The organism is Mycobacterium sp. RTGN6 (assembly GCF_033804605.1).
In the GTDB taxonomy this organism is placed as follows: domain Bacteria; phylum Actinomycetota; class Actinomycetes; order Mycobacteriales; family Mycobacteriaceae; genus Mycobacterium.
Genome location: NZ_JAPZKZ010000001.1, coordinates 565,706 through 587,308 on the forward strand (window position 1 = coordinate 565,706; position 21,603 = coordinate 587,308).

Consider the following 21,603-nt stretch of genomic DNA (forward strand, 5'->3'; position numbering starts at 1 on the left):
GACGCTACGCGCAGTCGTCAGGGTCGGGTCCCACCGTGTGCCTCGGCGGTCGCATTGGGGAGGATCGGCGTGTGACCGAAGCCCGACCCACGATTCCCGCCCTCATCGAGCGCAGCGCGCGCGAGTTCGGCGACCACGACTATGTCGTCACGCCGACCGACCGGCTCACCTACCAAGGCGCTGAACGGCGTTCGGCGGACATCGCGTGCTGGCTGCTCGGTCACGGTGTCGGCAAGGGCACCCGCGTCGGATTGTTCTTCCCCAACGGCATCGACTGGATCGTCTGGTGGCTTGCGGTGTCCCGCATCGGCGCGCTCGCGGTCCCGCTGAGCACGATGTACACCCCGGCGGAGCTCGCCAAGGTGCTCAGGCTGGCCGACGTCGGGCTGCTCGTCGCTCCGACCGAGGTGTTGACCATCGACGTCGCGGAGCGGCTCGAAGCGGCCCTGCCGCAGCTGTCCGGCCAGCGGGCCGGGCTGCTCGCCATGCCCGCGGCCCCCTATCTGCGTGCCATCGTCCTCGAGGGTGGTTCGGATCGCCGTTGGGCGACGCGGTTCGCCGACGAGGCGAACGGCGTGTCGCGCGACGTGCTGGCCGCCGTCGAAGCCGAGGTCTCCCCCGCCGACCTGGCGATCATGGTGCACACGTCGGGGTCCACCGCCGACCCGAAGGGCGTGCTGCACACCCACGGCACGCTGGTCCGGCAGACGTCGACGTGGCCCGCGGCGATCCGATCCGTCACGGGCTCGGGCGCCGAACCCCGGATCCTGTGCGCGATGCCGTTCTTCTGGATCGGTGGGGTGCTCGCCGCGACCGGTGCTCTGCACGAGTGCGTCACCATCCTGGTCATGCCGCGGCTGGACGCTGCGACAGCACTGGACATGGTCGAGCGGGAACGGGCCACCGGCCTCGTCGGGTGGCCCGCCTTCACCCAACGGCTGCGCGACCATCCCAGCTTCGCCGACAGGGACCTCACCAGCGCGCCGATGCTGCGCGAAGGTCCGCTGGACATCGCGATGACCGACGTGCCCGACGGATTTCCCGTGCACCGCACCATGTCCGAGACCGCGGGTGGATTCGCCTTCACCGAACTCGAGATCACCGACGAGGACGGCAATCCCGTGCCCGACGGGACCACCGGCGAACTCCTCATCCGCGGAATCGGCGTGATGGCCGGCTACAACAAGCGCGAGCGCGCGGAGACCTTCGACGAAGCGGGCTGGTACCACACCGGCGACCGGGTCTACCGCCGAACGGGCGACCCGCGCTTGTTCTACGTCGGTCGGACCAGCGAGCTCATCAAGACCTCAGGGGCCAACGTGTCGCCGCTCGAGGTCGAGGCCGTCGTCGAAGGGCTCCCCGCGGTGGCGCAATGCGTGGTCGTCGGCCTCGACGACGCCGAACGGGGCGAAGCGGTCTGCGCCGTCGTCGTAGCGTCGACTACGGAGCTCGACTTTGGCGCGGTGGCCGCTCACGCCCGGGCTCAACTGTCCGCCTACAAGGTTCCGACGCGGTGGGTGTTGGCGACCAGCGACCAGATACCGACGTTGGCGAGCGGCAAGCTGAATCGGAAGGCGTTGCGACAGATGGTCATCGACGGTTCCTTGGATTCGTGAGTCCGCGCTCGCCCACTCGCCCTACAGTCATGACGTGGCGAGTACCAGCCCGGCCGGCGACAAGGTCCAGCTCGTAGCTGACCACGTCGGCGCGACGGTGGCACACCTCGAACGCCGCATCGACGCACGCTTCGGCGAGCGGGGGCTGACCAAGGTGGCGCGCGACCTCGGCCAGCTGGTCGAGCTGGTCGAGAGCGAGGCCGACCGCTCCCGCGACCGCCTTCGCCGCGCGACGCTGACCGCGCGCGTCGTGGGCGTCGCGATCGTCGCGGCCACGGTCGTTCTGCTGATCTTCAGCCTGCGCTCGGCCGTCACCGACGGGCTCGCCAAGACTGCAGACTGGGTGCCCCTGGTCGAAAGTGCCGTCAACGACGTCGTGTTCGCCGCGATCGCAGTGCTGTTCCTCTGGCTCTTGCCCGAGCGCCTGGAGCGACGTTCGTTGCTGCAGTTGCTTCATCGGCTGCGCTCGCTGGCCCACGTCATCGACATGCACCAGTTGTCCAAGGATCCGGAGCAGGTCAGCCCGAATTATGTGGCGACGGCGGAGAGTGTCGGGCACGGGTTGAACGCCGACCAGCTGCACCACTACCTCAGCTACTGTTCGGAACTCCTGAGCCTCACGGCGAAGACTGCGGCGCTGTGTGCCGAACACAGCGCCGACGGCGTCGTCCTGGAGACCGTCTCCACCATCGAGACGCTGACGACCGAACTGTCCAACAAGATCTGGCAGAAGATCTCGCTGCTCCCCCGCGACTAGCCGGCCTACTTGAGCTCGCCGTACTGGCTGGCGATGGTGAATCCGTGCTCGCCGATCGTGCAGCTCACGGTGCCCTGGTATCCCACGCTGCAGGTGGCGTTTCCGTTGTCGATGCGGTGCCCGCCGAGCAGGACGTCGACGTCGCGGGTGAAGGTCGTCGTGTCGGAAGCCACGTAGCGGGCGGGTGCTCCCGAGTCGTCCACGACGGTCTGATTGGTGCCCTCGGGTGCCTCCGCGGTGGCGTCGTCGCAACCGGCGACGGTTCCGTTCGGGCCGATCCCGCAGTTCTGCCCCGAGTCGGTCGTGAAGTAGACCCAACCGGGATCGTCCGGACTGGTGTAGTTGCCGCGGCCGAGCGGATACGTGTCGGGGCCCAGTCGCGTTCGGGTGTCCTCGGCGACCGGTGATCCGTTGAGCGCAGTGATGATTCGGAAGAAGGCGTCCTTCGCCGGTTCCTGCACCGTGGCCTGATCCAGTACGTGAAGCTCGCTGAGCGGGGTCAGGTAGCCGATGGCGACGTTCGGTCCGCGAGCGTAGGCGTAGCCGTCGGCGCCGTCGGCGAGGACGAAGTGCTCGACGACTTCCCCACCGAGCGTGACGGTTCCGTTGCGGGCGTCGGGGCCCAATCGGCGCAGGAACGCGTCGACGAACCCGTCGCTGCCGGTCTCGGCCTTGCCGACGAACACGCGCATGAACGGGATTCCGTCCGGTCCGGTCGGTTCGGGGCTGATCTGGAGGTCGGTGAGACCGAGCACGGCGGCGGAGAAGTCGGTGAGGCCTGTGGTGGCATCGGGACCGGCGAGGGCGGCGCCGACGTCGGCCGGGCACACGGCCGTGCTCTTGACGTCGGGGAGGTGCTCGAAGACCCCGCTCAGGGGGTTCGCTGCCTCGATGCCGCAGTCGGGGCCGGACGCCGTCGGGGTGGGCACAGACGAACTGGTCGCTGGGCCCGACGACGGAGTTGCGCTGCTGCTGGAGCCGGTCGGCGTGGCGGCCTCGGACCCGCAGCCCGAACACAGTGCGGCCAGCAGCCCGGCGATGACGAACGATGTGCCGGTACGGGTGAAGGCGGTCACGAATCGCGTCCCTTCGAGTCTCGATCGATGTTTGCTACGGACAGCGTCCGGCTACGATCTTGAAGGATTCTTGGGGCGTGCGGAGGCTGATCCGCCGGAACGGGTTCGCCCGACGCCGCCCCGCCCGTTAACGCGACACGTGCCCACCGTCCACCGACACGACGCTTCGGCCGGTTATCGTCCGCCGGGCCAAACACATCGGGGGAACGTGATGACCACGACTGAGCACCAGGCGTCGACGACGTCGGTGCGGCTGCCGCCGGGACCCGCGCTGCCCAAGGCCGTCCAGGGTGCGTTGGCGCTGACCGACCGACGGGTCGCTCTGCGGGTCGTGCGCAGGCGCTACGGGTCGGCTTTCTCGCTGAATCTGCCCATCTTCGGGCACATGGTCGTACTGAGCGATCCGAACGACATTCGCCAACTGTTCCGAACCGGTGCCCGCGTCGCCGACACGACCGATGCCAACCTTGGCCGCGTCATGGGGCCGAACTCGTTGTTCGCGCTGTCGGGCGATCGGCATCGGGCGCAACGCAAGCTGCTCACTCCTCCGTTTCATGGGCGGCGGCTCGCCGCCTACGAGGCGATCGTCGAACGCGAGGCGGTCGAGGAGTTCTCGTCGTGGCCCGCCGATGAGGAGTTCGCGACGCTGCCGTCGATGATGCGCATCACGCTCAACGTCATCCTGCGCGCGATGTTCGGTGCCGACGGTGTCGAGTTGGAACGCCTGCGGGAAATGTTGCCCGGCGCAATCAAACTCGGATCGACCCTGTCCTTGGTGCCAGTGCCGCAGTGGGATTGGGGCCGGTGGAGCCCATGGGGCCGCTTCTACCGGAACCGACGGGAATACGACGCGATCGTCGACCGCCTTATCGACAAGGCGCAGGCCGACCCGAACCTCCCCGACCGCGACGACGTTCTGGCGTTGATGTTGCAGAGCGTCCACGAGGACGGTGCACCGATGACGCGCGCCGAGATCGCCGATGAACTGCTCACCATGCTCGCCGCCGGCCACGAGACGACGGCCACGACGCTGGCCTGGGCCGTGGAGCGGCTCGCTCGTCACCCCGAACTGCTCGAGCGGCTCGTCGCCGACCTCGACGCCGGATCCGAAGACCTCCTGCACGCCACCATCCTCGAGGTGCTGCGCACCCGGCCCGTCATCGACGTCACCTTCCGGCAGGTCAAGGCCCCGACGTTGGAGATCGGCCCGTGGACGCTGCCGCAGGGGCAGACCATCGTCGCCAGCATCGGACTGCTGCACGCCGACGAGGCCGTGTTCCCCGATGCCCGCCGCTTCGACCCGGACCGGTTCCTGGCCCGGCCCCCGGACCCCGCGGAGTGGATCCCCTACGGCGGTGGCGTCCGGCGCTGCATCGGCGCCGCCTTCGCGACGATGGAGATGCGCGTCGTATTGCGAACCCTGTTGCGGGACTACGTGATCAGCCCGTCGCGCGCTCGCGACGAAGGCTTCCGATCCCGCGGGGTGGCCATCGCCCCTGCCCGCGGAGCCCGGCTGACCGTCGCGCCAAGACGGCCTTAGGAGATGATCCGACTGAGGTACGGCGCCATGCCGTTGGTGCGCACCGGTGACACCTTGACGGCTGGCGTGGTGGCCTCCAGCATCTGCCCGTTGCCGAGGAACATCGCGACACTCTGGGTGCCGTCGGGCCCGTAGAAGATCAAATCGCCGGGAAGCGCCTGGTCGGGTGCGACCTTCCAGCCGACCTTGTACTGCTCGCCGGACGAGCGTGGCAGCTTGAGCCCGACTCCTGCGAACGCGTAGACGATGAGCCCCGATGCGTCGAAGCCGACGACGTTGGCCGTCGCGTCCGGTGCGGCGATGCTGGGGGCCGCGAGGCCGGGCACCGGGGTGAGGCCGAGGCCAGGGGTGGTCTGGTCGAGTGGCACGACGTCGGGTGCAGGCGTGGGCACGCTGGCCGGTCGCCGTGTTGGACCCGTCGCGTCGCCGCCACCGTAGGTGTAGGGCACTCCGCGTTGGGCGAGGGCGCGAGCGATCACGGCGTCGACGGCCTGTTGGTGGCCGGCCGGCCGGGAAATCGGGTCGGCCATCGCGACACCAGGGGTGGCCGCCATCATGGCAAGCCCGATAACGAGGGCGATCATGCGTTTCACACGACCATTGTGGCGTCGCGTACGGGTGCCGATCCAATTGCGCCCTGGTACAAGGTCAATGAGTTGCCGTACCGTGGCCGAACGGTGACCCGCGGGGCCTGAATTCGGCGTTACGAGTACGACTGGGCCCTCCGCAAGAGCGCCCGCCACCATGCGACCCGCTCCGGGTCGGTTTGGGTGAATGGGGCCATCTGATCGGGATCCGGCGCGGGCGGCATGGGTGCGACGGGCAGCCATCCGTCGACGGGCCGCAGTGACCGGGCCCTCGCCACGAGGTCGCCGGTGAGCAACGCGATGGTGCCCAGCCCGCAGGCGAACGGCAGTTCGGGGAGCGCGCCGGCGAGCGCAAGGCCACCGGCCAGCCCCACGCTCGACTCCCGCGACGACGACACGACGCACGGCAGTCCGCTGAGCTCGGCGACCCGCAGCGCGCGACGGACCCCACCCAACGGGCCGGACCTGAGCACCACGACGTCGGCGGCGTCGGTGAAGGGAACGCTGAGGGGGTCGTGGGCGTGGCGCGCCGACACGTCGAGCGCGATCCTCGTGTCGACCTTGCGGCGGACGGCGGCCAACTCCTCGACCGTGAGGCACGGTTGTTCGACGAATTCGAGCCCACCTGCGGCCTTCTCGAGCGCGGCGATCGCGGCCACGGCGGTGTCGACGTCCCACGCCCCGTCGACGGTGCACCGCACGGCGCCGTCGGGCCCGATCGCGTCGCGCACGGCCTCGACTCTGGCGATGTCGTCACCAAGCGCCCCATGGGCGCCGACGGCGACCTCCACGGTGCGGCCGCGCGCCTCGGAGGCAAGCGCGTGTGCGCGGTCCGCCGCGATCGCGGGCACGGTGACGGCGACTGGAATTCGACCGCGCACCGGGTCTGGCCACCCGACGGTGCCCGCCTCGGTCGCCGCGGTGAGCCAGCGCGCGACGTGACGGTCGTCGTCGCCGAGCGGGCTGAACTCACCCCAGCCCTGCGGACCCTCGATCAGCATGCCTTCGCGCGGGCGGCCATCACCCGCGCCGCTGACCATTGGAATGACAAAGGTCAACGCGCCTTCGAAGTCGGGCAGTGTGCTCACCGTCGGTGAACGCTAGCGGCCGCCGCCCCCGCGGGAATTAGCCGGATGCGTTCAGCGCGGACAGCGCGGCGTCGTAGTCGGGCTCCTGCGCGATCTCGGGTACCAGCTCGGTGTACGCCACGTTGCCATCGGCTCCGATGACCACGACGGCCCGCGCGAGCAGCCCGGCGAACGGCCCGTCGGCGATGGTGACGCCGTAGTCCGTGCCGAACGCGTCGCGGAAGGCCGATGCGGTCGAGACGTTCTCGATGTCCTCTGCGCCACAGAATCGCTTCTGCGCGAACGGCAGATCCTTCGACACGCACAGCACCGACGCGCCGCTTCCGGCCGCCCGCTCGTTGAACGTCCGGATGCTCGTCGCGCAGACCGGGGTGTCGACCGACGGAAAGACGTTCAGGAGCACGGCCTTGCCGCGGAACTGGTCGGCGGTGACCTCGCCAAGGTCGGTGCCGGTCAGCGTGAAGCCGGGGGCGGGCGACCCGACGGCGGGTAGTTCGCCGACGGTGTTGATCGGGTTTCCGCGCATCGTTATCTGTGCCATGGGCACAGTCTGCCAAGGGGGGCGCGGCTGCGCTGCCTCAGGGTGGTTCGGACTCGGATACGGGCCGGGACGCCATCGACATTCGTCACTTCGGCACGTTGCCGGGCGCACGCTGGATATCCTCCGTGCCGTGCCGACCTTCGATCGACGGACATTGCTCAGTGCCATCGCGTTGGGTGTGCTGGCGACGGGTGAAATGCCGCGAGCGGCCGGAGATCCGTTGCGGCCGGTTAGTTCTCGGCGGGTACCGGCACCCAGTGGGCTGCTCGAACGCCTGCCCGGAAATGGTCGCCAGGTGGCGTTCACCGTCGACGACGGCATCAGCACCGAGGTCGTCGCCGCGTTCGCTCGGTTCTGCCGCGACACGGGCACCCGGATGACGTTCTTCGTCAACGGGGTCAACGCGTCGTGGACGGTCAATGCGCCCGCGCTGCGGCCGATGGTGGAGTCGGGCCAGGTCCAGCTCGGCAACCACACCTGGTCGCACCCGTATCTCACCAAGCTCGCCGACCGCGACGTCGCCGACCAGATCCGCCGCAACGCAGAGTTCCTGAAGCGCACCTACGGGGTGGACGGCACCCCGTTCTTCCGCCCGCCGTACGGGCGTCACACGCCCGCTTCCGACCGAGTCGCCACCGACCTCGGGTACCGCACCATCACGAAGTGGACCGACCAAGTCGGAGATGCGAAGCCCGTCACCGAGCGCGAGCTCATCGCCGGAGCTGCCCGCGTGTTTCAGCCACAGAGCATCGTGCTGGCGCACGCGAACCTTCCGACGATCACCCGGTGCTACGGCGCGCTGGCGGAGCTCGTCCGGGCGCGCAACCTGCAGACGGTGACGCTCAACGACGTCTTCCGCTAACCCCGCCCGGCCAGCTGCGCCGCGATGAGGGGCGCGATCCTGTCCGCCATGAAGGCGTGTCCGGCGTCGGTGGGGTGCACGCCGTCCGGCCCGATCAGTTCCGGCCGTCCGACGAACCATCGCTCGGCGATCGGGTCGATGAACGTCGCGCCGACGGCGCGCGCGTCGGCGGAGAGCACGTCGCGAATCGTCGTGACGGACGGGGGTACGTCGGCGGTCGGCCACGGCGGCCCGATCACCAGCAGCGGTGCCGACGGTGCCACGCGGCGGGCCACGTTCAGTGCCCCGAGCGCCGCCCCGAAGTAGGTGGCGGGGTCGACGCCCTGATCGTTGCGGGAGCCGTAGAACACGACGAGGGCGTCGTCGGGCCGGACGACGTTGTTGGCGAGCCCCTCGAAGACGCTGCCGCGGTTGCCGGGGACGACGTAGCCCGCCCCGCCCTCGGCGCCGACGTCAGCCGTGATCGCAACGCCCTGGCGCGCGAGCTGCTGCCAGGCCGTCGTCGTCCAGCCCTTGCTGCCGAGACCGCCTTCACCACCGCCGGTGGTGTAGGAGTCGCCGACGACGGCGATGCGGAACATCGGCGTCTCACGGGTTGCGAGCTGATAGTCGAATGTCCCGTGCTGCGGTGCCCAGGCGATGGTCACCAACAGGCCAAGCGCGACCACGAGCGCGGCTACCCGACTCACTACGACCTCCATCAAGAACAAGTACGAGTACGCCGACGCGACGATTCGTGTTCGAACACAGCATAATTGGCCCGCCTGGACCCCGGTGTCATCCGGCGCGCGCGGAGATGGTCTTGGTTGGCCTTGCGCCCTCGATGGGCGTCGGCTTGGCGTCGGCGGGCTCGTCGACGTCGTCCACGCGTGAGCTCGGCGGTGCTTCTCGGACGTCGACCATCCTGCGCATCCACCGCCGGGCCGGCTCCTCGACGCCATGGTAGAGCAGCGCGGCGGCGAGCACGCTCGCCGTCAGTAGCCCGGCGACGATCCACGGCCCCGCCGTACCGGCCAACGTGAGCTCGAACTGCTGCGCGGCCCAGTTCCACGCGGTGTGCACTAGCTCGTGCACCATGTAGAGGCTGAACGAGATCTGCCCGAGGTAGACGAGCGGCCGGATGGAGAGCAGCGCGGGCAATGTGCCCGCACCCACCGCTAGCGCGATCACCAGCGGCACGAACAGCACGTCCACGACGCCGCCGCCGTCGATCACGTCGGGTATCGGATGCGCGTCGAACCAGTAGAGGATGCCCACGATCGCGCCGCCCAGTACCAGCGCCAACACGCCCGCGCCCACTCGGGTGCGGTCGCTCGGTCGGAGTCGTCGAACCGCCAGGCAGGCGATCGCCCCGGCGGTGAACTGCAAGATGATGCGCGGTAGCCAACTCCACGGCATGTAGAAGTGCCCGGTGGCCAGCAGGAACATGATCGGTGGCAGCGTGACGGCGATGGACAGCAGCACCAGGCTGCGCGCCCGCGTCGCCCGCCCAACGCGGAAGAGCACCAGCACCAGCACGCCGAACATCAGATAGGCGAGCCACTCTGCGCTGATCGACCAGGCCGGTCCGTCCCAGCTCGATCCGTCGAAGTACGGCTGGAACCACAGCTGCACCAGGAAGAGTTGGCGAAGGTAGCTGGTCGCCGTCAGCGTGTCCTCGACGTGCTCGGCGGGCACGTGACCCACGTTGAGCGTGAAGACGATCCACAACGCGGCGAAGTGGAGGGTGACGAGGTACACCGGCCACACGCGCGCCAACCGCAGCCACAGGAAGCGCAGCGTCTCCCGCGTGGACCACGACCGGCCCATCTTGTCGATGTACGTCCACGTCAGGACGAAGCCACTGAGGATGAAGAACAGGTCGACGCCCTGGGCGCCCCGATCGAGCAATGGCGCGAACGCCGCGGTGACGTCAGGGGCGGCTTGATAGAGCAGTGGCCGGAAGTGGAAGAGGACTACCCAGAGGGCGGCGAAGATGCGAAGCCCCGTGAGGGCCTTGATCTCTCCCGTGCGCACAACACTCTTTCCGCGATCACTTCAGTTTCGTTCGCCCCACTGCGTCGGCTCGCCGGGCGGTCCAGGTGTTCGAGACCGAGCAGCCGGCAGCTTTTGCAGGGTAACAGCGTCGGCCTCGCATCGACGCCTCGGGAATGCTGTGTCGTTCCTGCAGAAGGCGGAAATTCGTTTCTTAGCAAAGCATTACTCACTACTCCCACGCGGCTTAGGTTTGGCGAATAACCTGCTGAACAGGTCAGGGGCAATATCGTTGCCGTTGTTGAAGCAACACGGTTGAAAGTGGGCCCGCCATGGCACTCGCCATTCACGAAGCGCAACTCGGCGTCGTGCCTTGCTACGGAAATCCCGCGGTCCGCTGCGGTCGCGCAGACATCAGTGCGCAGAGCCGCCACGTCGCCACCGTGCTGACCATCAATGGCGTCGTCGACGCCGACAACGTCGACGAACTCTTCGCGCGCAGCGGGTGCTTCGCGCTTTCCGGGACGGGATTCGTGCTCGACCTGAGCGGCGTGACGTCGTTCGACGCGGAGGGGGCGCGCCTGGTGAGCCAGGTCGATGCCGCCTGTCGCGCCGCGGGCATCGAGTGGGCGCTGGTGGCCAGTCGCGCGGTCGCCGACCGGCTCGGCGCGGGTGACGGCTTGCATCCGTTCGCCGCCACCGTTCCCGAGGCGCTCCACCGCTTCGCCGACGGCATCTTCGCCCGCCGCAGGCTGCTCCTGCCGCTGCTCACCAAGAGCGCATAGCCGCGGGGCTCGGCTGGGTGGACGGAGCCGTCCGTTCCGGCGAGCGGGCGGCGGCCGAGGTGATGAAACACGAAGGCATGAGTGCCACTCGCTGATTCGCTAGCACCAGATCTCCACACAACCTCCATGCATTCTTCATGCAATGCGGTCGGCGGCGGATCATGCTGGTCGCATGCAAAAGAACAAGATCGGTCCGTTGCTGACCCTGGGCGCGGTGGCCGTGCTCGGCGGCGGCATCTGGTTAGCCAACGTCTCGCAGGAGCCCGAATCACCTGCACCCGCCGCGCCCGTCGCGCAATCCACCACCACGACTGCGGCATCGCCTACTCCCCCGCCGCCGAGCACCCCGCCGCCCGTCGCGTTCCCCGCCAAGGCGAGTTACGTCGGCAAGATCCCGACGGCCGCCGGGGTCATCACGTTGGACGTGGTTATCGACGGCCAGAAGGCCATCGCGTATGCGTGCGACGGCAATGCCGTCGAGGTGTGGCTGCGCGGGAGCGCCACCAACGGCGCGCTCACGCTGGCGAGCAAGGACGAGACCAGTCGGCTCACCGGCCGACTCGACGGGAACTCGATCGCGGGCACCCTGACGATCGGGGCGAAGTCGTGGGACTTCACCGCCGCGCCGGTCGATCCACCGGCCGGGCTCTACGTCTACGAGAAGGACGGCGTCCGCAGCAGCTGGATCGTCGACTCCGGCGGCGGCGTCACCGGTGTGCAGCGCCGCGCAGACGGGTCGACCGGCCCGGCAGCGGGACTGGGGAAGGACGGTACGGCCCTCGTGGACGGGGTGACCGTGACCGCGACCAAGGTCGAGGGTGACGACGATGTCAACTGAAAGAATCGAAACCCGTTCGGCCGGCACGGGTGCCGCCGTCGCAGTGGTGATCGGCGCCTGCGTCGCAGTGGGACTCGGGGTTTTCGGCAAAGTGCATGATCCACAGTTCTTTTCGATCAACGTCGCGGGCTTCTCCAGCGGCCTTGCCGTGAAGACGTGGCTGGCGACGCTGGCGGTAGTGCTCGCGCTGTTCCAGTTCGGGTCCGCCTTCGCGATGTACGGCCTGCTCGGCGGGCGGGCCCCGGCGTGGATCAGTACCGCGCACGTCTGGTCCGGACGGCTCGCCGTGCTGGCCAGTGTGCCGGTGGCGGTGCACTGCCTCTATGCGCTCGGCTTCGAGGCCACCGACAACAGGGTGCTGTTCCACTCCCTGTTCGGCTGCTTCTTCTACGGCGCATTCGTGACGAAGATGCTCCTGCTCACCCGAAAGGGCCTTCCCGCATGGGTGATCCCGATCGCAGGTGGCCTGGTGTTCTTCGGGCTGGTGTTCATCTGGCTCACGTCGGCGCTGTGGTTCTTCCAGACGAGCGGGATCACTTTCTAGATTCGGCGACGCCCCCCAACCCCGCAGCCCACAATCGCACTACAGCCCAACGCAGTACAGCCCAACGCACAGCCCACCCCGAAAGGGTCCTCCATGCACCTCGAAACCTTCCGTTCGCGACGCCGGACGGTCATCGTCGGCGCGAGTCTCGGCGCCGTCACCGCCGTGCTCGCGGCCTGTACCACCTACGGCAAGAAACCGGCCGCCGAGAGCAGCACGTCGGCACCCGCGCAGGGCACCGCATCAACCGCGACCCCAAGCGGCCCAAAGGAGTTGGCCAAGACGGCCGACGTGCCCGTCGGTTCGGGCGTGATCGTCGACGACGTCGTGGTCACCCAACCCGCCGCCGGCGACTTCAAGGGCTTCTCGTCCGTCTGCACCCACGCCGGATGCAACGTGTCCGAGATCGTCGACGGTGTCATCGTGTGCCCGTGCCACGGTAGCAAGTTCAACCTCGACGGATCGGTGGCGAACGGCCCGGCGACCAAACCGCTGGAAGCGAAGGCGGTTGCCGTACAAGGTGATTCGATCGTCGAAGGCTGACGGTGGGGACGCGCTGGCAGAATGCCGACGCACCCCGCGGCGACGACTACGACGCGCGCTGGGCGGCCTTGGCCGCCAACGGGGTCGACGTCCATGGCGAGGCGGACCTGGTCGCGTCGCTGCTGTCCGAGTCCGGCGGCACACGGGTGCTCGACGCCGGGTGCGGAACGGGCCGGGTGGCCATCGAGTTGGCGCGCCGCGGGTTCTCCGTCACCGGTGTGGACGCCGACGCGGGCATGCTGGCCGGGGCGCGCGCGAAGGCTCCGGAACTGCGCTGGCAGGAGGCGGATCTAGCCGACCCGCCGGATGACCTTGGCGACGGTTTCGACGTGGTCGTGCTGGCCGGGAACGTGATGATCTTCGTCGCGCCGGGCACCGAGGCGCGGGTGTTGGTGAACCTCGCCCCGCTGTTGGTCCGCGGCGGCCTACTGGTCGCGGGGTTCCAGCTGCGCTCGGGCCGACTGTCCCTGGACGAGTACGACCGGCTAGCCGCGGACGCCGGGCTTTCGCTCGCGCACCGGTGGGCGACCTGGGACCGGGAACCCTTCGAGGGCGGCGACTACGCGGTGTCGGTGCACCGCAGCGGAGCTCAGCCGTAGAGCTCCACGAACTTCGCGATCGAACGGTCGATGTCGCCCTTGACGGCCCGCGCCGCCGCCATGCCGATGGGTCCGAACAGCGGTGCGCCGCCGAGGTCGATCTTCACGGTGAACTTGGACCCCGACTTGGTCGGCGCCACGGCCATCTTCAGCGCGTACTTCGTGCCGCCCACACCGTCGCCGGTGATCTCGAGAAGCCTCGGCGGATCGACGCGGCGCACCGTCCACGTGACGCGATTGCGCATGCCCTTGGCGCCCGCCACGCCGACGATGGTGGTGCCCTCGGCGAGCTCGGTGGGCAGCTCGCTGCGCCAGCCCTGATGCATCGACAGCCAGTCCCCCAACTCCTCGAGATTCGACGCGTGGTCCCACGCCTGTTGGGGACTGATCGTCAACTCGCGCGACAACTCGACCTTGGCCATCGAACGATGCTATCCGCGCCGGGGGCGTGGCAGGATCGAAGGAGTGGAGCTGCCAAGGCTCGATCCGAACTTGTCCCACCTGGCCGACGTGGTGCCATCGGTGTTCGCGGCGCTGGGCGTGCCCGGCTTCGACGCGCGAATTCCCTTGCGGGGTGGGCTCACCGGCGCGTGTGTGCTGCTGATCGACGGCTTGGGGGCGGAGCTGCTCGACACCTACGCCCAGGAGGCGCCGGTGTTGGCCGGGATGCGCGGTGCGACTCTTCAGGTCGGCTTCCCGTCGACGACGGTCGCGGGACTGGCGGCGATCGGTACCGGCTGTACGTCGGGCGAACACGGGATGGTCGGCTACACGTTCCGCATGCCTGGCGCCGGAGTCGTCAACGCACTGCGCTGGCGGCCACACCCATGGGGTGACGACTTGCGCGACGCCGTGCCGCCCGAGCGCATCCAGGCCCGGCCGACGGCGTTCGAGCGCGCGACCGCGGCCGGAATGGCCGTCACGGTCGTCAATCGCGCCGAGTTCGTCGACTCCGGGATGACCCGTGCCGTGCTGCGCGGCGGCCGCTACGTCGGCGTCCAAGGGCTCGGCGACTTGGCCGCAGGCGTCCGCGCCGCCGTCGCGGCGGGCGGCTTCTGCTACGGCTACCACGGCGACCTCGACCTGCTCGGGCATCTGTACGGGCCGGGGTCGGAGGCCTGGCGCATGCAGCTGCGGCAGGTGGACCGGCTGGTGGAGTCGGTGCTGGACGGGCTCCCGCCGGGCGGACTGCTCGTCGTGGTCGCCGACCACGGCATGGTCGCCGTCGACCCCGCCGAACTCGTGGACGTCGACGGCTCCGCGTCGCTCAAAGCCGGTGTCGACGGCATCGGTGGCGAGGCCCGCGCGCGGCACGTCTACACCGCGGACGGGGCCGTTGCTGACGTCGTCGCCGCGTGGCGCGCGGAGCTTGGCGACCGCGCATGGGTGGTGACGCGCGACGAGGCCATCGACGCGGGGTGGTTCGGCGAGCGTGTCGCCGACCACGTACGCCCACGCATCGGTGACGTCGTCGCCGCCGCGCGGGGTTCCGCCGCGATCGTGCGGCGCACGGTGGAACCCATCGAATCGGCGTTGGTCGGCCAGCACGGGTCGCTGACCACGGCCGAACAACGCATCCCCCTGCTGATCGCGTATGGCTGAGCGGTCGGTTACCGTCTCCGCGTGATCGTGCTGCTTCCGCCGTCGGAGACCAAACGCATCGGCGGCGACGGGCCGCCGCTGCGCGTCGACGAACTGGGCTCCCCTGCGCTTCACCCGTTGCGCGCGGAACTGCTCGGCGAATTGGTGACGCTGGCCGCCGACCGCGAGGGCAGCCGCCGCGCGCTGGGCCTCTCGGCGGCCCAGGACGCGGAGATCGAGCGCAACGCGGCACTGCACGGCGCGCCGACCCTGCCTGCGATCGTCCGCTACACCGGCGTGCTCTACGACGCGCTCGACATCGAATCGGTCAGTGGCGCAGCAGCTTCGCGGGCCCGGGCCAGGCTGGCCATCGGCTCGGCGCTCTTCGGTCTGTTGCGCGCCGACGACGGCGTACCCGGCTACCGGCTTTCCGCCGGGTCGAAGCTACCCGACCGCCCCACGCTGGCCGCCCGTTGGAAGCCGGTGCTGGAACCCGAGCTGGCGCGGCTCGCCGAAGCCGAGCTGATCGTCGATCTCCGCTCGGGCTCCTATGCCGCGCTCGGCCGGGTGCCAGGGGCGGTCGAGGTGGACGTGCTCGCCGAGCACGCCGACGGACGCCGCACCGTGGTCAGCCACTTCAACAAGGCCCACAAGGGTCGGCTCGCGCGGGTGCTCGCCACCAGCCGGGCGGAGCCCGACGATGCGGCGTCCGTCGCGGCCATCGCCCGCCGGGCCGGGATGCGCGTGGAGCGCCGCGGCAACGAACTGACCGTCGTCATCCCCGCTTAGAGGCTCGCCGAAAGTACGGTTGTTTACGGCGCTACTCGAGCGATCTGTACAACAACCGTACCTTCGGCGTTGGACCCCTAAGCACTCGGCGCCGCGGCCTCGATCTCGGGTGCGGGTTCGCCCCAATGATCGAGGTTGACCGCGTCCTGCCACGGTCTGCGACGTACCGGACCGTGCCTGCCCTTGGGCCAGCCGACCACGACGTGGCCCGCCAGCATCCAGTCGTCGGGCACGCCGACGGCAGAGCGGAGCAACTCCTCGCCGCCGTAGGAGGCCCAGCTGGTCAGACACGCGCCGAGGCCCTGCGCGCGGGCGGCAAGCAGGAAGTTCTGCATCGCCGGGAAGATCGAACCCCCAAGCAACATGTCGGAGGCCATGCGTAACCGCTTCTGCGCGAACAGAACGGACGTGAATTCTCCTGCGCGATCATGTAATTCGTATGTCGCCCGGTTGTCGCGGGCCCGCCGGCTGACATCGTCGGCCGCCGGCCGGGTCAACGAGTACGCCACTTCGATGACCTTCAGCGCGCGCGCCGCCGCCTCCGCGACCACCTCCCGCTGTTGCGGTGAGCGCAGCACGACGAAGCGCCATTCCTGGGCGTTGGCTCCCGAGGGCGCCCACGTGGCCGCCTCGAGGCACCGGGCCATCGTCGCGTCGTCGACCGGGCGATCGTCGAACCGCCGGATCGTGCGGGCCGTCGACATCACTTCCCAGACGTCCGTACTTGCTCCCGTCATGCGGGTCCCTTCGTCTTTCGATTCGGTGCCACGCCTGCTGGCGTCACCACCAGCGGATCGTCGTGGACGCCGCCGGTGCCCGCACACACTCCGTCACCGCGGTCGAGCTCCGTGATCACCCTGTTCCCGACGAGGGTTCCGTCGGCCCCGGGCCGCAGTACCCACGCGACCGACAGCGGCACGACCGCATCGGGGACCGCCAGGCAGGGCGACGTGTCGTTGAACGGCGTGCCCACCCACCGCCCCTGCTCGAAGGTGAACTCGAGAGTGCGGCCCTCCGGATGCCGAAGTCCGTGGTTCGCGTTGTCCAACTGGGTGGCCTCGGCGGTGCAACCCGCGGGGGTACACGTCGAGGTGATCGAGTACCACCGCACCGAATCACCTCGAGGGCGGGGCTGTCCGTTGAAGGTCCCGCGCGAACCAAGCACGTCGACGCGGTAGGTCCCGTCCAACGGGAGCGGCGCTGAATCGGTGGACGTTCGTCGCAACGACGCGACGGCGTTCACGTCGCCGGTGATGGCCAGTCCGGCGACCAGTGCCGCGCCCGCGAACGCCACCGCGCGCGCCTTCCCGGTCACCTCCATCGAGCTCAGCTCACCGACGGAGCAGTCAACACGTCGCCCCGGCCGAGTTGTTCGCGCTCCGCGCCCCTGAATAGGACTCCGATGTTGTCTCCCGGATTGGCCTCGTCGATGCTTTTTCGGAAGGCCTCGATGCCGGTCACGGTCAGGCCGAGCCCGCCGTTGACGCGCACCTCGTCGCCGACGCGCAGCTGGCCCGACTCGACGCGTCCGGTGGCCACGATGCCACGACGCTGGATGACGAACACGTCCTCGACGACCATGCGAAACATCGCCCCTCCTTGCGGGTCCCGCCCCGACTAGAGGGTGCCGAACAACTCGATCGAGTTGCCGTCGGGATCGGCGATGAACATCCAGCCCATTCCGGGGACCGGCACGAACTCGGTGGGCGGTTCGACGAGCTCGTATCCGGCCGCCTCGACCTTCGCCGCCACCTCGCGCAGGTTCGTGACGCCGATGGTGAAGTACCGCAACCCAGCCTGAGCGTGTCCCCCGCCCGGGGTCGGTGGCAGTGGCGGAGCCGACGTGAAGGTGACGAGCTTGAGCACGCTCGACCCAAGTGCGTAGCGGCGCTGCGAACCGTCCTCGAAGTCGATGACGCCCTGGAGCTCCAACCCGAGGAAGCCCTCGTAGAAGTCGACCATCGCGTCGAGGTTCGTCGTCACCAGCCCGAGTTCGATACTCGGCGTGAGCAAGTCCAGGGTCACCGTCACCTCGCGTCGTCGGGGCTATCGCCGCTCGCAGCCTAGCGATGCGCGGGACGCGAATGCGAGGTTGCTCACAATATGCTTACCCCGACGTCCACCGGCCCTGATCGGAGAGCCCCCCGTGTCGACCTTCTGGCGGTATCTGCGCGTGCAGGCGTTCGTGTTCGTCTGTGGCTGTGTGGGCCCCATCTTCCTCATCGCTTACTTTGCCTCACAACCGGATCCGACGGTCAAGTGGATGTACTGGGCCGGCCTGTTGGTGACCGCCGCCGACGTGCTCATCGCGTTGTCGCTCACCAAGGCCGCCGAACAGACCCCGAAGCAGCCCCGAGGTCGCGACTAGGCCCGAGCGGGCACCGGCTTCCGTCGGCGCGCAGTCATCTGACAGACTGGACTGCGAGGGGAGTATTCCTTCGCCGCGGTGTCGTCATCACGTTGTCCAAGGTGGGCAGCCGGTGCCGTGGGCCGCAGTTGCGGCGGCAGAGACCTCGGCCGTTTTTTCGACGTCCGGAGGCAGTGCACGTGCAAGTTTCTTCGCTGGAGTGGGCCATCACCCTTGGGGTGACGATGGCAGTCCTTCTATTCGACGTCGTGGTGATCGGGCGTCGACCACACGAGCCATCCAAGCGCGAGCTAGTGACTGCGTTGTCGATCTACATCGGGCTCGCGGTGGCATTCGGGGTGTGGGTGTGGTTCTTCCACGGCAGCCAGTTCGGGGTGGAGTTCTTCGCAGGCTGGCTCACCGAATACAGCTTGTCCGTCGACAACCTGTTCATCTTCTTGATCATCATGGCCAGCTTCAGCGTGCCCAAGAAGTTCCAACAGCAGGCGCTGCTGGTCGGCATCATCCTTGCGCTGATCTTCCGCGGCATCTTCATCGCGCTCGGCGCCGTGGCGATCAACCAGTTCTCCTGGGTCTTCTACATCTTCGGCGCGTTCCTGGTCTACACCGCGATCACGCTGGCCCGCGACACCGAACACGACGACGACGCGGACAACTTCGTGGTCAGGTTCGCCCGCACACACTTGAGCCTCACCGACAAGTGGGATGGCCTCAAACTGTGGATCCGCGAGGACGGCAAGCGGCTGATGACGCCGATGTTCCTCGTCATCGTCGCGTTGGGCACCACCGACCTGCTGTTCGCGCTCGATTCCATTCCCGCGATCTACGGACTCACCCAGCAGCCGTACCTGGTGTTCACCGCGAACGTGTTCGCGCTGATGGGCCTGCGGCAGCTGTACTTCCTGCTCGGCGATCTGCTCAAGCGGCTGGTGTACCTGTCCCAGGGGCTGGCGTTCATCCTGTTCTTCATCGGCGTCAAGCTGGTGCTGCACGCCTTGCACGAGAACGAACTGCCGTTCATCAACGGCGGCGAGCACGTCCCGGTGCCGCAGATCCCGACGCTGTTGAGCCTGGGCGTGATCATCGTGACGCTCGTCATCACGACGGTTGCGAGCCTGTACAAGACCCGCGTCGTCGACAAGCGGGCCGAGCCGAATGCCGTGGCGCCTGATCCCGAATAGCGGCGAGATGTCCGACATGTTCGACTACGACGCGGAATTGCGCCTGTACAACGCACACTTCCGCGCCGCTGCCCGGGTCGGCTCTCGCGACCGCGTGCTCGACATCGGCTGTGGCACAGGCCAGTCCACGCGCGAGGCCGCCCGCGCCGCCGTCGCCGGAAGCGCGGTCGGCGTCGACGTCTCCGCGCCGATGCTCGAACGGGCCCGTCAGCTCAGCGACGACGAGGGACTGACCAACGTCACGTTCCAGCAGGCGGACGCTCAGGTTCACCGCTTTCCGCCAGCACATTTCGACGTCTGCATCAGCAGGTTCGGCACGATGTTCTTCGCCGACCCGGTCGCCGCGTTCACCAACATCGGGAGCGCTCTGCGCCCCGACGCGCGCCTGGTGCTGATGGTCTGGCAAGAGCGCGACCGCAACGAGTGGGCCACGGTCCGCCAGACTCTCACCGCAGTACCAGCTGCACCCGGCGGTCCGAACGCGTTCTCACTCGCCGCCCCGACCGTCACGGAAGGCATCCTGGCGGCGGCCGGCTTCACCGACGTCGGCTTCTCCGACGTGCACGAGTCCGTCTACTACGGCCCGGACAGCGCCATCGCCCTCGATGCCATGCTTCGCCTCCTGAAATACGAAGACCTGCTCGCCAACCTCGACGCCGCGGCGGCCGAGCAAGCACGCACGCGGTTACGCACCACCCTCGACGCCCACGAGTCCGGCGGCGGCGTGTACTTCGACTCGCGCGCCTGGATCGTCACGGCTCGTCGTAGTCACTGACCCGCGTTGGTCGGGTTGCCGATCCGCGCCGGACCCCGCAAGATCCGAACCAATGGACTCCCACTCGGCCCAAACCCTCGCCGGCGTCGACGCGATCGGTCAGGCCCGACTCGTCGCGTCGGGTGAACTCAGCGCCGTCGAACTCCTCGACGCGGCCATCATCCGACTCGAGGCGGCCCGAGGGCTCAACGCCGTCATCGCCGACTTGTTCGAGCGCGGCCGTGCGCAGGCCGCTGCGCTCGACGACTCCGGGGTGCTGCGCACCGGGCGAGCGGGCCCCCTGGCGGGAGTTCCCTTCCTGCTCAAGGACCTCGGCGCGTCGCTGGAAGGGGCACCAGAGGCGATGGGGTCGCGGGCGCTACGCACTCACGTCGCCACCGAATCGGCGTGGATCGTCGACCGCTACCTCGCCGCCGGGCTGGTTCCGTTCGGCAAGACGAACACCCCCGAGTGGGGCAACCACTGCACCACCGAGCCAACGTTGTTCGGCGCCACCGTGAATCCCTGGTCACCCGCGATCACGCCGGGCGGCTCCAGCGGTGGGTCGGCGGCGGCGGTGGCAGCTGGCGTCGTGCCCGCCGCATCCGGCGGTGACGGCACCGGCTCGATCCGGGTGCCCGCGTCGTGCTGCGGCCTGGTCGGGCTGAAGCCGCGGCGCGGCCGAACGTCGTTCGCGCCGAACGCAGGCCACGGCCTCGAGGGACTGGTCAACGAGCACGCGCTGACCCGCACCGTCCGAGACAGCGCCGCACTGCTCGACGCGGTCACCGGGTCAGCGCAAGGCGACCCGTACTCGGCGCCACCGCCCGCCAAGGTGTTCCTCGATGTGATCGCCGAACAGCCTGCGGCGCAACGGATTCTGACCACTTCCGCGTCACCGTTTCCCGGCACACCCACCCATCCCGAGGTTTCGGCCGCCGTCGACGCCGTCGCGAATGTGCTGGCCGGGCTCGGTCACCACGTCGACGCGGGCGCCCCGACGATCGATCCCGACGCCGTCGCCGACGCGATCGCCGTCCTGCACACGGTCAGCAACGCCGAACTTCACGCGTTCGCCACCGCCCACCTGGGCCGTGCGCCCCGCGAGGACGAGTTCGAGCCCAGCACGTGGGTGATGGTTCGCGAGGGGTTCGAGACGACGGGCGTGGCGTACGCCGCGGCGATTGGTGCAGTGCACGCGCAGACCCGCCGGTTCGCCGCGGGGATGACCGACCACGACGTGCTCCTCGTGCCGACTCTGCTCACTCCGCCCCCGCCCTATCGCCTGCTCGATCAGCCCCGCGGCACCACCCGCAGGTTCTTCGACGTCGAGTTCGCCACGACGGGTTGGACCACGCTGGCCAACGTCACGGGATGGGCCGCGATCTCGCTTCCGCTCGGAGTCAGTTCGACCGGCCTACCCATCGGCGTTCAGCTCGTGGCACCGGACGAGACGATCCTGCTGCAGCTCGCGCGCCAACTCGAGTTGGCCACGCCGTGGATTGAGCGGTTGCCGCCCGGCTGGATCGGTAATTAGCTCATCTAGCTGCATAAATGCTTCACGAAGCGGAATGATCCCG

At 68.8% G+C, this 21,603-nt stretch carries 26 protein-coding genes; 15 read left to right on the forward strand and 11 right to left on the reverse strand.

Annotated elements, in window-relative coordinates:
- Nucleotides 1-71: 71 nt before the first annotated feature.
- A complete protein-coding gene (locus SLQ33_RS02745; RefSeq protein ID WP_319452230.1) occupies nucleotides 72-1,616 on the forward strand; it encodes a class I adenylate-forming enzyme family protein in 1,545 nt (514 codons plus the stop codon).
- Between the two features lie 34 nt (nucleotides 1,617-1,650).
- On the forward strand, nucleotides 1,651-2,373 hold the full coding sequence (locus tag SLQ33_RS02750; protein WP_319452231.1) for a hypothetical protein: 723 nt from the start codon (nucleotides 1,651-1,653) through the stop codon (nucleotides 2,371-2,373).
- A 5-nt stretch (nucleotides 2,374-2,378) separates the two neighbouring features.
- On the opposite strand, the gene SLQ33_RS02755 is transcribed toward SLQ33_RS02750, so the two are convergent.
- Nucleotides 2,379-3,449 carry a hypothetical protein gene (locus tag SLQ33_RS02755; RefSeq protein WP_319452232.1) on the reverse strand — a complete coding sequence of 357 codons (1,071 nt, stop codon included), beginning with the start codon at nucleotides 3,447-3,449 and terminating at the stop codon, nucleotides 2,379-2,381.
- 211 nt (nucleotides 3,450-3,660) lie between these two features.
- On the opposite strand from SLQ33_RS02755, the gene SLQ33_RS02760 reads away from it, so the two are divergent.
- Entirely contained in the window at nucleotides 3,661-4,989 is a 1,329-nt protein-coding gene (locus tag SLQ33_RS02760) for a cytochrome P450 (protein ID WP_319452233.1), read from the forward strand.
- Here SLQ33_RS02760 and ripD read toward each other — a convergent pair.
- The 3 genes from ripD to tpx form a co-directional block, all read right to left on the reverse strand.
- Nucleotides 4,986-5,582, reverse strand: a complete 597-nt coding sequence (gene ripD / locus SLQ33_RS02765) for an NlpC/P60 family peptidoglycan-binding protein RipD (protein ID WP_319452234.1) — start codon at nucleotides 5,580-5,582, stop codon at nucleotides 4,986-4,988. The genes SLQ33_RS02760 and ripD overlap by 4 nt on opposite strands.
- A 110-nt stretch (nucleotides 5,583-5,692) precedes the next feature.
- Complete coding sequence (locus tag SLQ33_RS02770) at nucleotides 5,693-6,664, reverse strand: o-succinylbenzoate synthase (RefSeq protein WP_319452235.1); 972 nt, start codon at nucleotides 6,662-6,664, stop codon at nucleotides 5,693-5,695.
- A gap of 37 nt (nucleotides 6,665-6,701) precedes the next feature.
- Nucleotides 6,702-7,205, reverse strand: a complete 504-nt coding sequence (gene tpx, locus SLQ33_RS02775) for a thiol peroxidase (RefSeq protein WP_319452236.1) — start codon at nucleotides 7,203-7,205, stop codon at nucleotides 6,702-6,704.
- Nucleotides 7,206-7,335: 130 nt separating this feature from the next.
- On the opposite strand from tpx, the gene SLQ33_RS02780 reads away from it, so the two are divergent.
- Nucleotides 7,336-8,067, forward strand: a complete 732-nt coding sequence (locus SLQ33_RS02780; RefSeq protein ID WP_319452237.1) for a polysaccharide deacetylase family protein — start codon at nucleotides 7,336-7,338, stop codon at nucleotides 8,065-8,067.
- Here the strand turns inward: SLQ33_RS02780 and SLQ33_RS02785 are convergent.
- Together SLQ33_RS02785 and SLQ33_RS02790 are read right to left on the reverse strand one after the other, a co-directional pair.
- The gene (locus tag SLQ33_RS02785) at nucleotides 8,064-8,768 is read right to left on the reverse strand and encodes an Rv0518 family GDSL lipase (RefSeq protein ID WP_413467559.1); all 705 of its coding nucleotides are present in this window, start codon (nucleotides 8,766-8,768) and stop codon (nucleotides 8,064-8,066) included. The two genes, SLQ33_RS02780 and SLQ33_RS02785, sit on opposite strands and share 4 nt — an antisense overlap.
- Before the next feature lie 76 nt (nucleotides 8,769-8,844).
- Nucleotides 8,845-10,083: an acyltransferase gene (locus tag SLQ33_RS02790; RefSeq protein ID WP_319452239.1), complete on the reverse strand. Its 1,239-nt coding sequence runs from the start codon at nucleotides 10,081-10,083 to the stop codon at nucleotides 8,845-8,847.
- Nucleotides 10,084-10,373: 290 nt separating this feature from the next.
- Between SLQ33_RS02790 and SLQ33_RS02795 the strand changes: the two genes are divergently transcribed.
- The 5 genes from SLQ33_RS02795 (at nucleotide 10,374) to SLQ33_RS02815 (ending at nucleotide 13,350) form a co-directional block, all read left to right on the forward strand.
- Entirely contained in the window at nucleotides 10,374-10,826 is a 453-nt protein-coding gene (locus SLQ33_RS02795; protein ID WP_319452240.1) for an STAS domain-containing protein, read from the forward strand.
- Between the two features lie 172 nt (nucleotides 10,827-10,998).
- Nucleotides 10,999-11,664, forward strand: coding sequence for a hypothetical protein (locus SLQ33_RS02800; protein WP_319452241.1), 666 nt, complete (start codon nucleotides 10,999-11,001; stop codon nucleotides 11,662-11,664).
- Nucleotides 11,654-12,208 carry a DUF6529 family protein gene (locus SLQ33_RS02805; protein ID WP_319452242.1) on the forward strand — a complete coding sequence of 185 codons (555 nt, stop codon included), beginning with the start codon at nucleotides 11,654-11,656 and terminating at the stop codon, nucleotides 12,206-12,208. The genes SLQ33_RS02800 and SLQ33_RS02805 overlap by 11 nt, the downstream gene beginning before the upstream one ends.
- A 93-nt stretch (nucleotides 12,209-12,301) precedes the next feature.
- A complete protein-coding gene (locus SLQ33_RS02810; protein WP_319452243.1) occupies nucleotides 12,302-12,751 on the forward strand; it encodes a Rieske (2Fe-2S) protein in 450 nt (149 codons plus the stop codon).
- Between the two features lie 2 nt (nucleotides 12,752-12,753).
- A complete protein-coding gene (locus tag SLQ33_RS02815; RefSeq protein WP_319452244.1) occupies nucleotides 12,754-13,350 on the forward strand; it encodes a class I SAM-dependent methyltransferase in 597 nt (198 codons plus the stop codon).
- Here the strand turns inward: SLQ33_RS02815 and SLQ33_RS02820 are convergent.
- Entirely contained in the window at nucleotides 13,341-13,772 is a 432-nt protein-coding gene (locus SLQ33_RS02820) for an SRPBCC family protein (protein WP_319452245.1), read from the reverse strand. The genes SLQ33_RS02815 and SLQ33_RS02820 overlap by 10 nt on opposite strands.
- A gap of 43 nt (nucleotides 13,773-13,815) precedes the next feature.
- Between SLQ33_RS02820 and SLQ33_RS02825 the strand changes: the two genes are divergently transcribed.
- Both SLQ33_RS02825 and yaaA read left to right on the forward strand, forming a co-directional pair.
- Complete coding sequence (locus tag SLQ33_RS02825; RefSeq protein WP_319452246.1) at nucleotides 13,816-14,952, forward strand: alkaline phosphatase family protein; 1,137 nt, start codon at nucleotides 13,816-13,818, stop codon at nucleotides 14,950-14,952.
- A 21-nt stretch (nucleotides 14,953-14,973) separates the two neighbouring features.
- Nucleotides 14,974-15,720 carry a peroxide stress protein YaaA gene (gene yaaA, locus SLQ33_RS02830; protein WP_319452247.1) on the forward strand — a complete coding sequence of 249 codons (747 nt, stop codon included), beginning with the start codon at nucleotides 14,974-14,976 and terminating at the stop codon, nucleotides 15,718-15,720.
- Nucleotides 15,721-15,797: 77 nt separating this feature from the next.
- Here the strand turns inward: yaaA and SLQ33_RS02835 are convergent, their stop codons facing one another.
- From SLQ33_RS02835 to SLQ33_RS02850, 4 genes are read right to left on the reverse strand one after another with little or no spacing between them, the layout of a single operon-like run.
- On the reverse strand, nucleotides 15,798-16,457 hold the full coding sequence (locus SLQ33_RS02835) for a nitroreductase family protein (RefSeq protein ID WP_319452248.1): 660 nt from the start codon (nucleotides 16,455-16,457) through the stop codon (nucleotides 15,798-15,800).
- Complete coding sequence (locus SLQ33_RS02840; protein WP_319452249.1) at nucleotides 16,454-17,041, reverse strand: hypothetical protein; 588 nt, start codon at nucleotides 17,039-17,041, stop codon at nucleotides 16,454-16,456. The genes SLQ33_RS02835 and SLQ33_RS02840 overlap by 4 nt, the downstream gene beginning before the upstream one ends.
- Before the next feature lie 5 nt (nucleotides 17,042-17,046).
- Nucleotides 17,047-17,310: an EF-Tu/IF-2/RF-3 family GTPase gene (locus tag SLQ33_RS02845; protein ID WP_319452250.1), complete on the reverse strand. Its 264-nt coding sequence runs from the start codon at nucleotides 17,308-17,310 to the stop codon at nucleotides 17,047-17,049.
- Nucleotides 17,311-17,337: 27 nt separating this feature from the next.
- On the reverse strand, nucleotides 17,338-17,751 hold the full coding sequence (locus SLQ33_RS02850) for a VOC family protein (protein WP_319452251.1): 414 nt from the start codon (nucleotides 17,749-17,751) through the stop codon (nucleotides 17,338-17,340).
- Between the two features lie 115 nt (nucleotides 17,752-17,866).
- Between SLQ33_RS02850 and SLQ33_RS02855 the strand changes: the two genes are divergently transcribed.
- The 4 genes from SLQ33_RS02855 to SLQ33_RS02870 all read left to right on the forward strand — a co-directional run bounded on the left by SLQ33_RS02855 (nucleotide 17,867) and on the right by SLQ33_RS02870 (nucleotide 21,560).
- Nucleotides 17,867-18,088 (forward strand): hypothetical protein, encoded by a 222-nt coding sequence (locus SLQ33_RS02855; RefSeq protein ID WP_319452252.1) that lies wholly within the window; start codon nucleotides 17,867-17,869, stop codon nucleotides 18,086-18,088.
- Nucleotides 18,089-18,267: 179 nt separating this feature from the next.
- Entirely contained in the window at nucleotides 18,268-19,269 is a 1,002-nt protein-coding gene (locus SLQ33_RS02860; protein WP_319452253.1) for a TerC family protein, read from the forward strand.
- Nucleotides 19,270-19,285: 16 nt separating this feature from the next.
- Nucleotides 19,286-20,044 carry a class I SAM-dependent methyltransferase gene (locus tag SLQ33_RS02865; protein ID WP_319452254.1) on the forward strand — a complete coding sequence of 253 codons (759 nt, stop codon included), beginning with the start codon at nucleotides 19,286-19,288 and terminating at the stop codon, nucleotides 20,042-20,044.
- A 52-nt stretch (nucleotides 20,045-20,096) separates the two neighbouring features.
- The gene (locus tag SLQ33_RS02870) at nucleotides 20,097-21,560 is read left to right on the forward strand and encodes an amidase (RefSeq protein ID WP_319452255.1); all 1,464 of its coding nucleotides are present in this window, start codon (nucleotides 20,097-20,099) and stop codon (nucleotides 21,558-21,560) included.
- The last annotated feature ends 43 nt before the right edge of the window (nucleotides 21,561-21,603 follow it).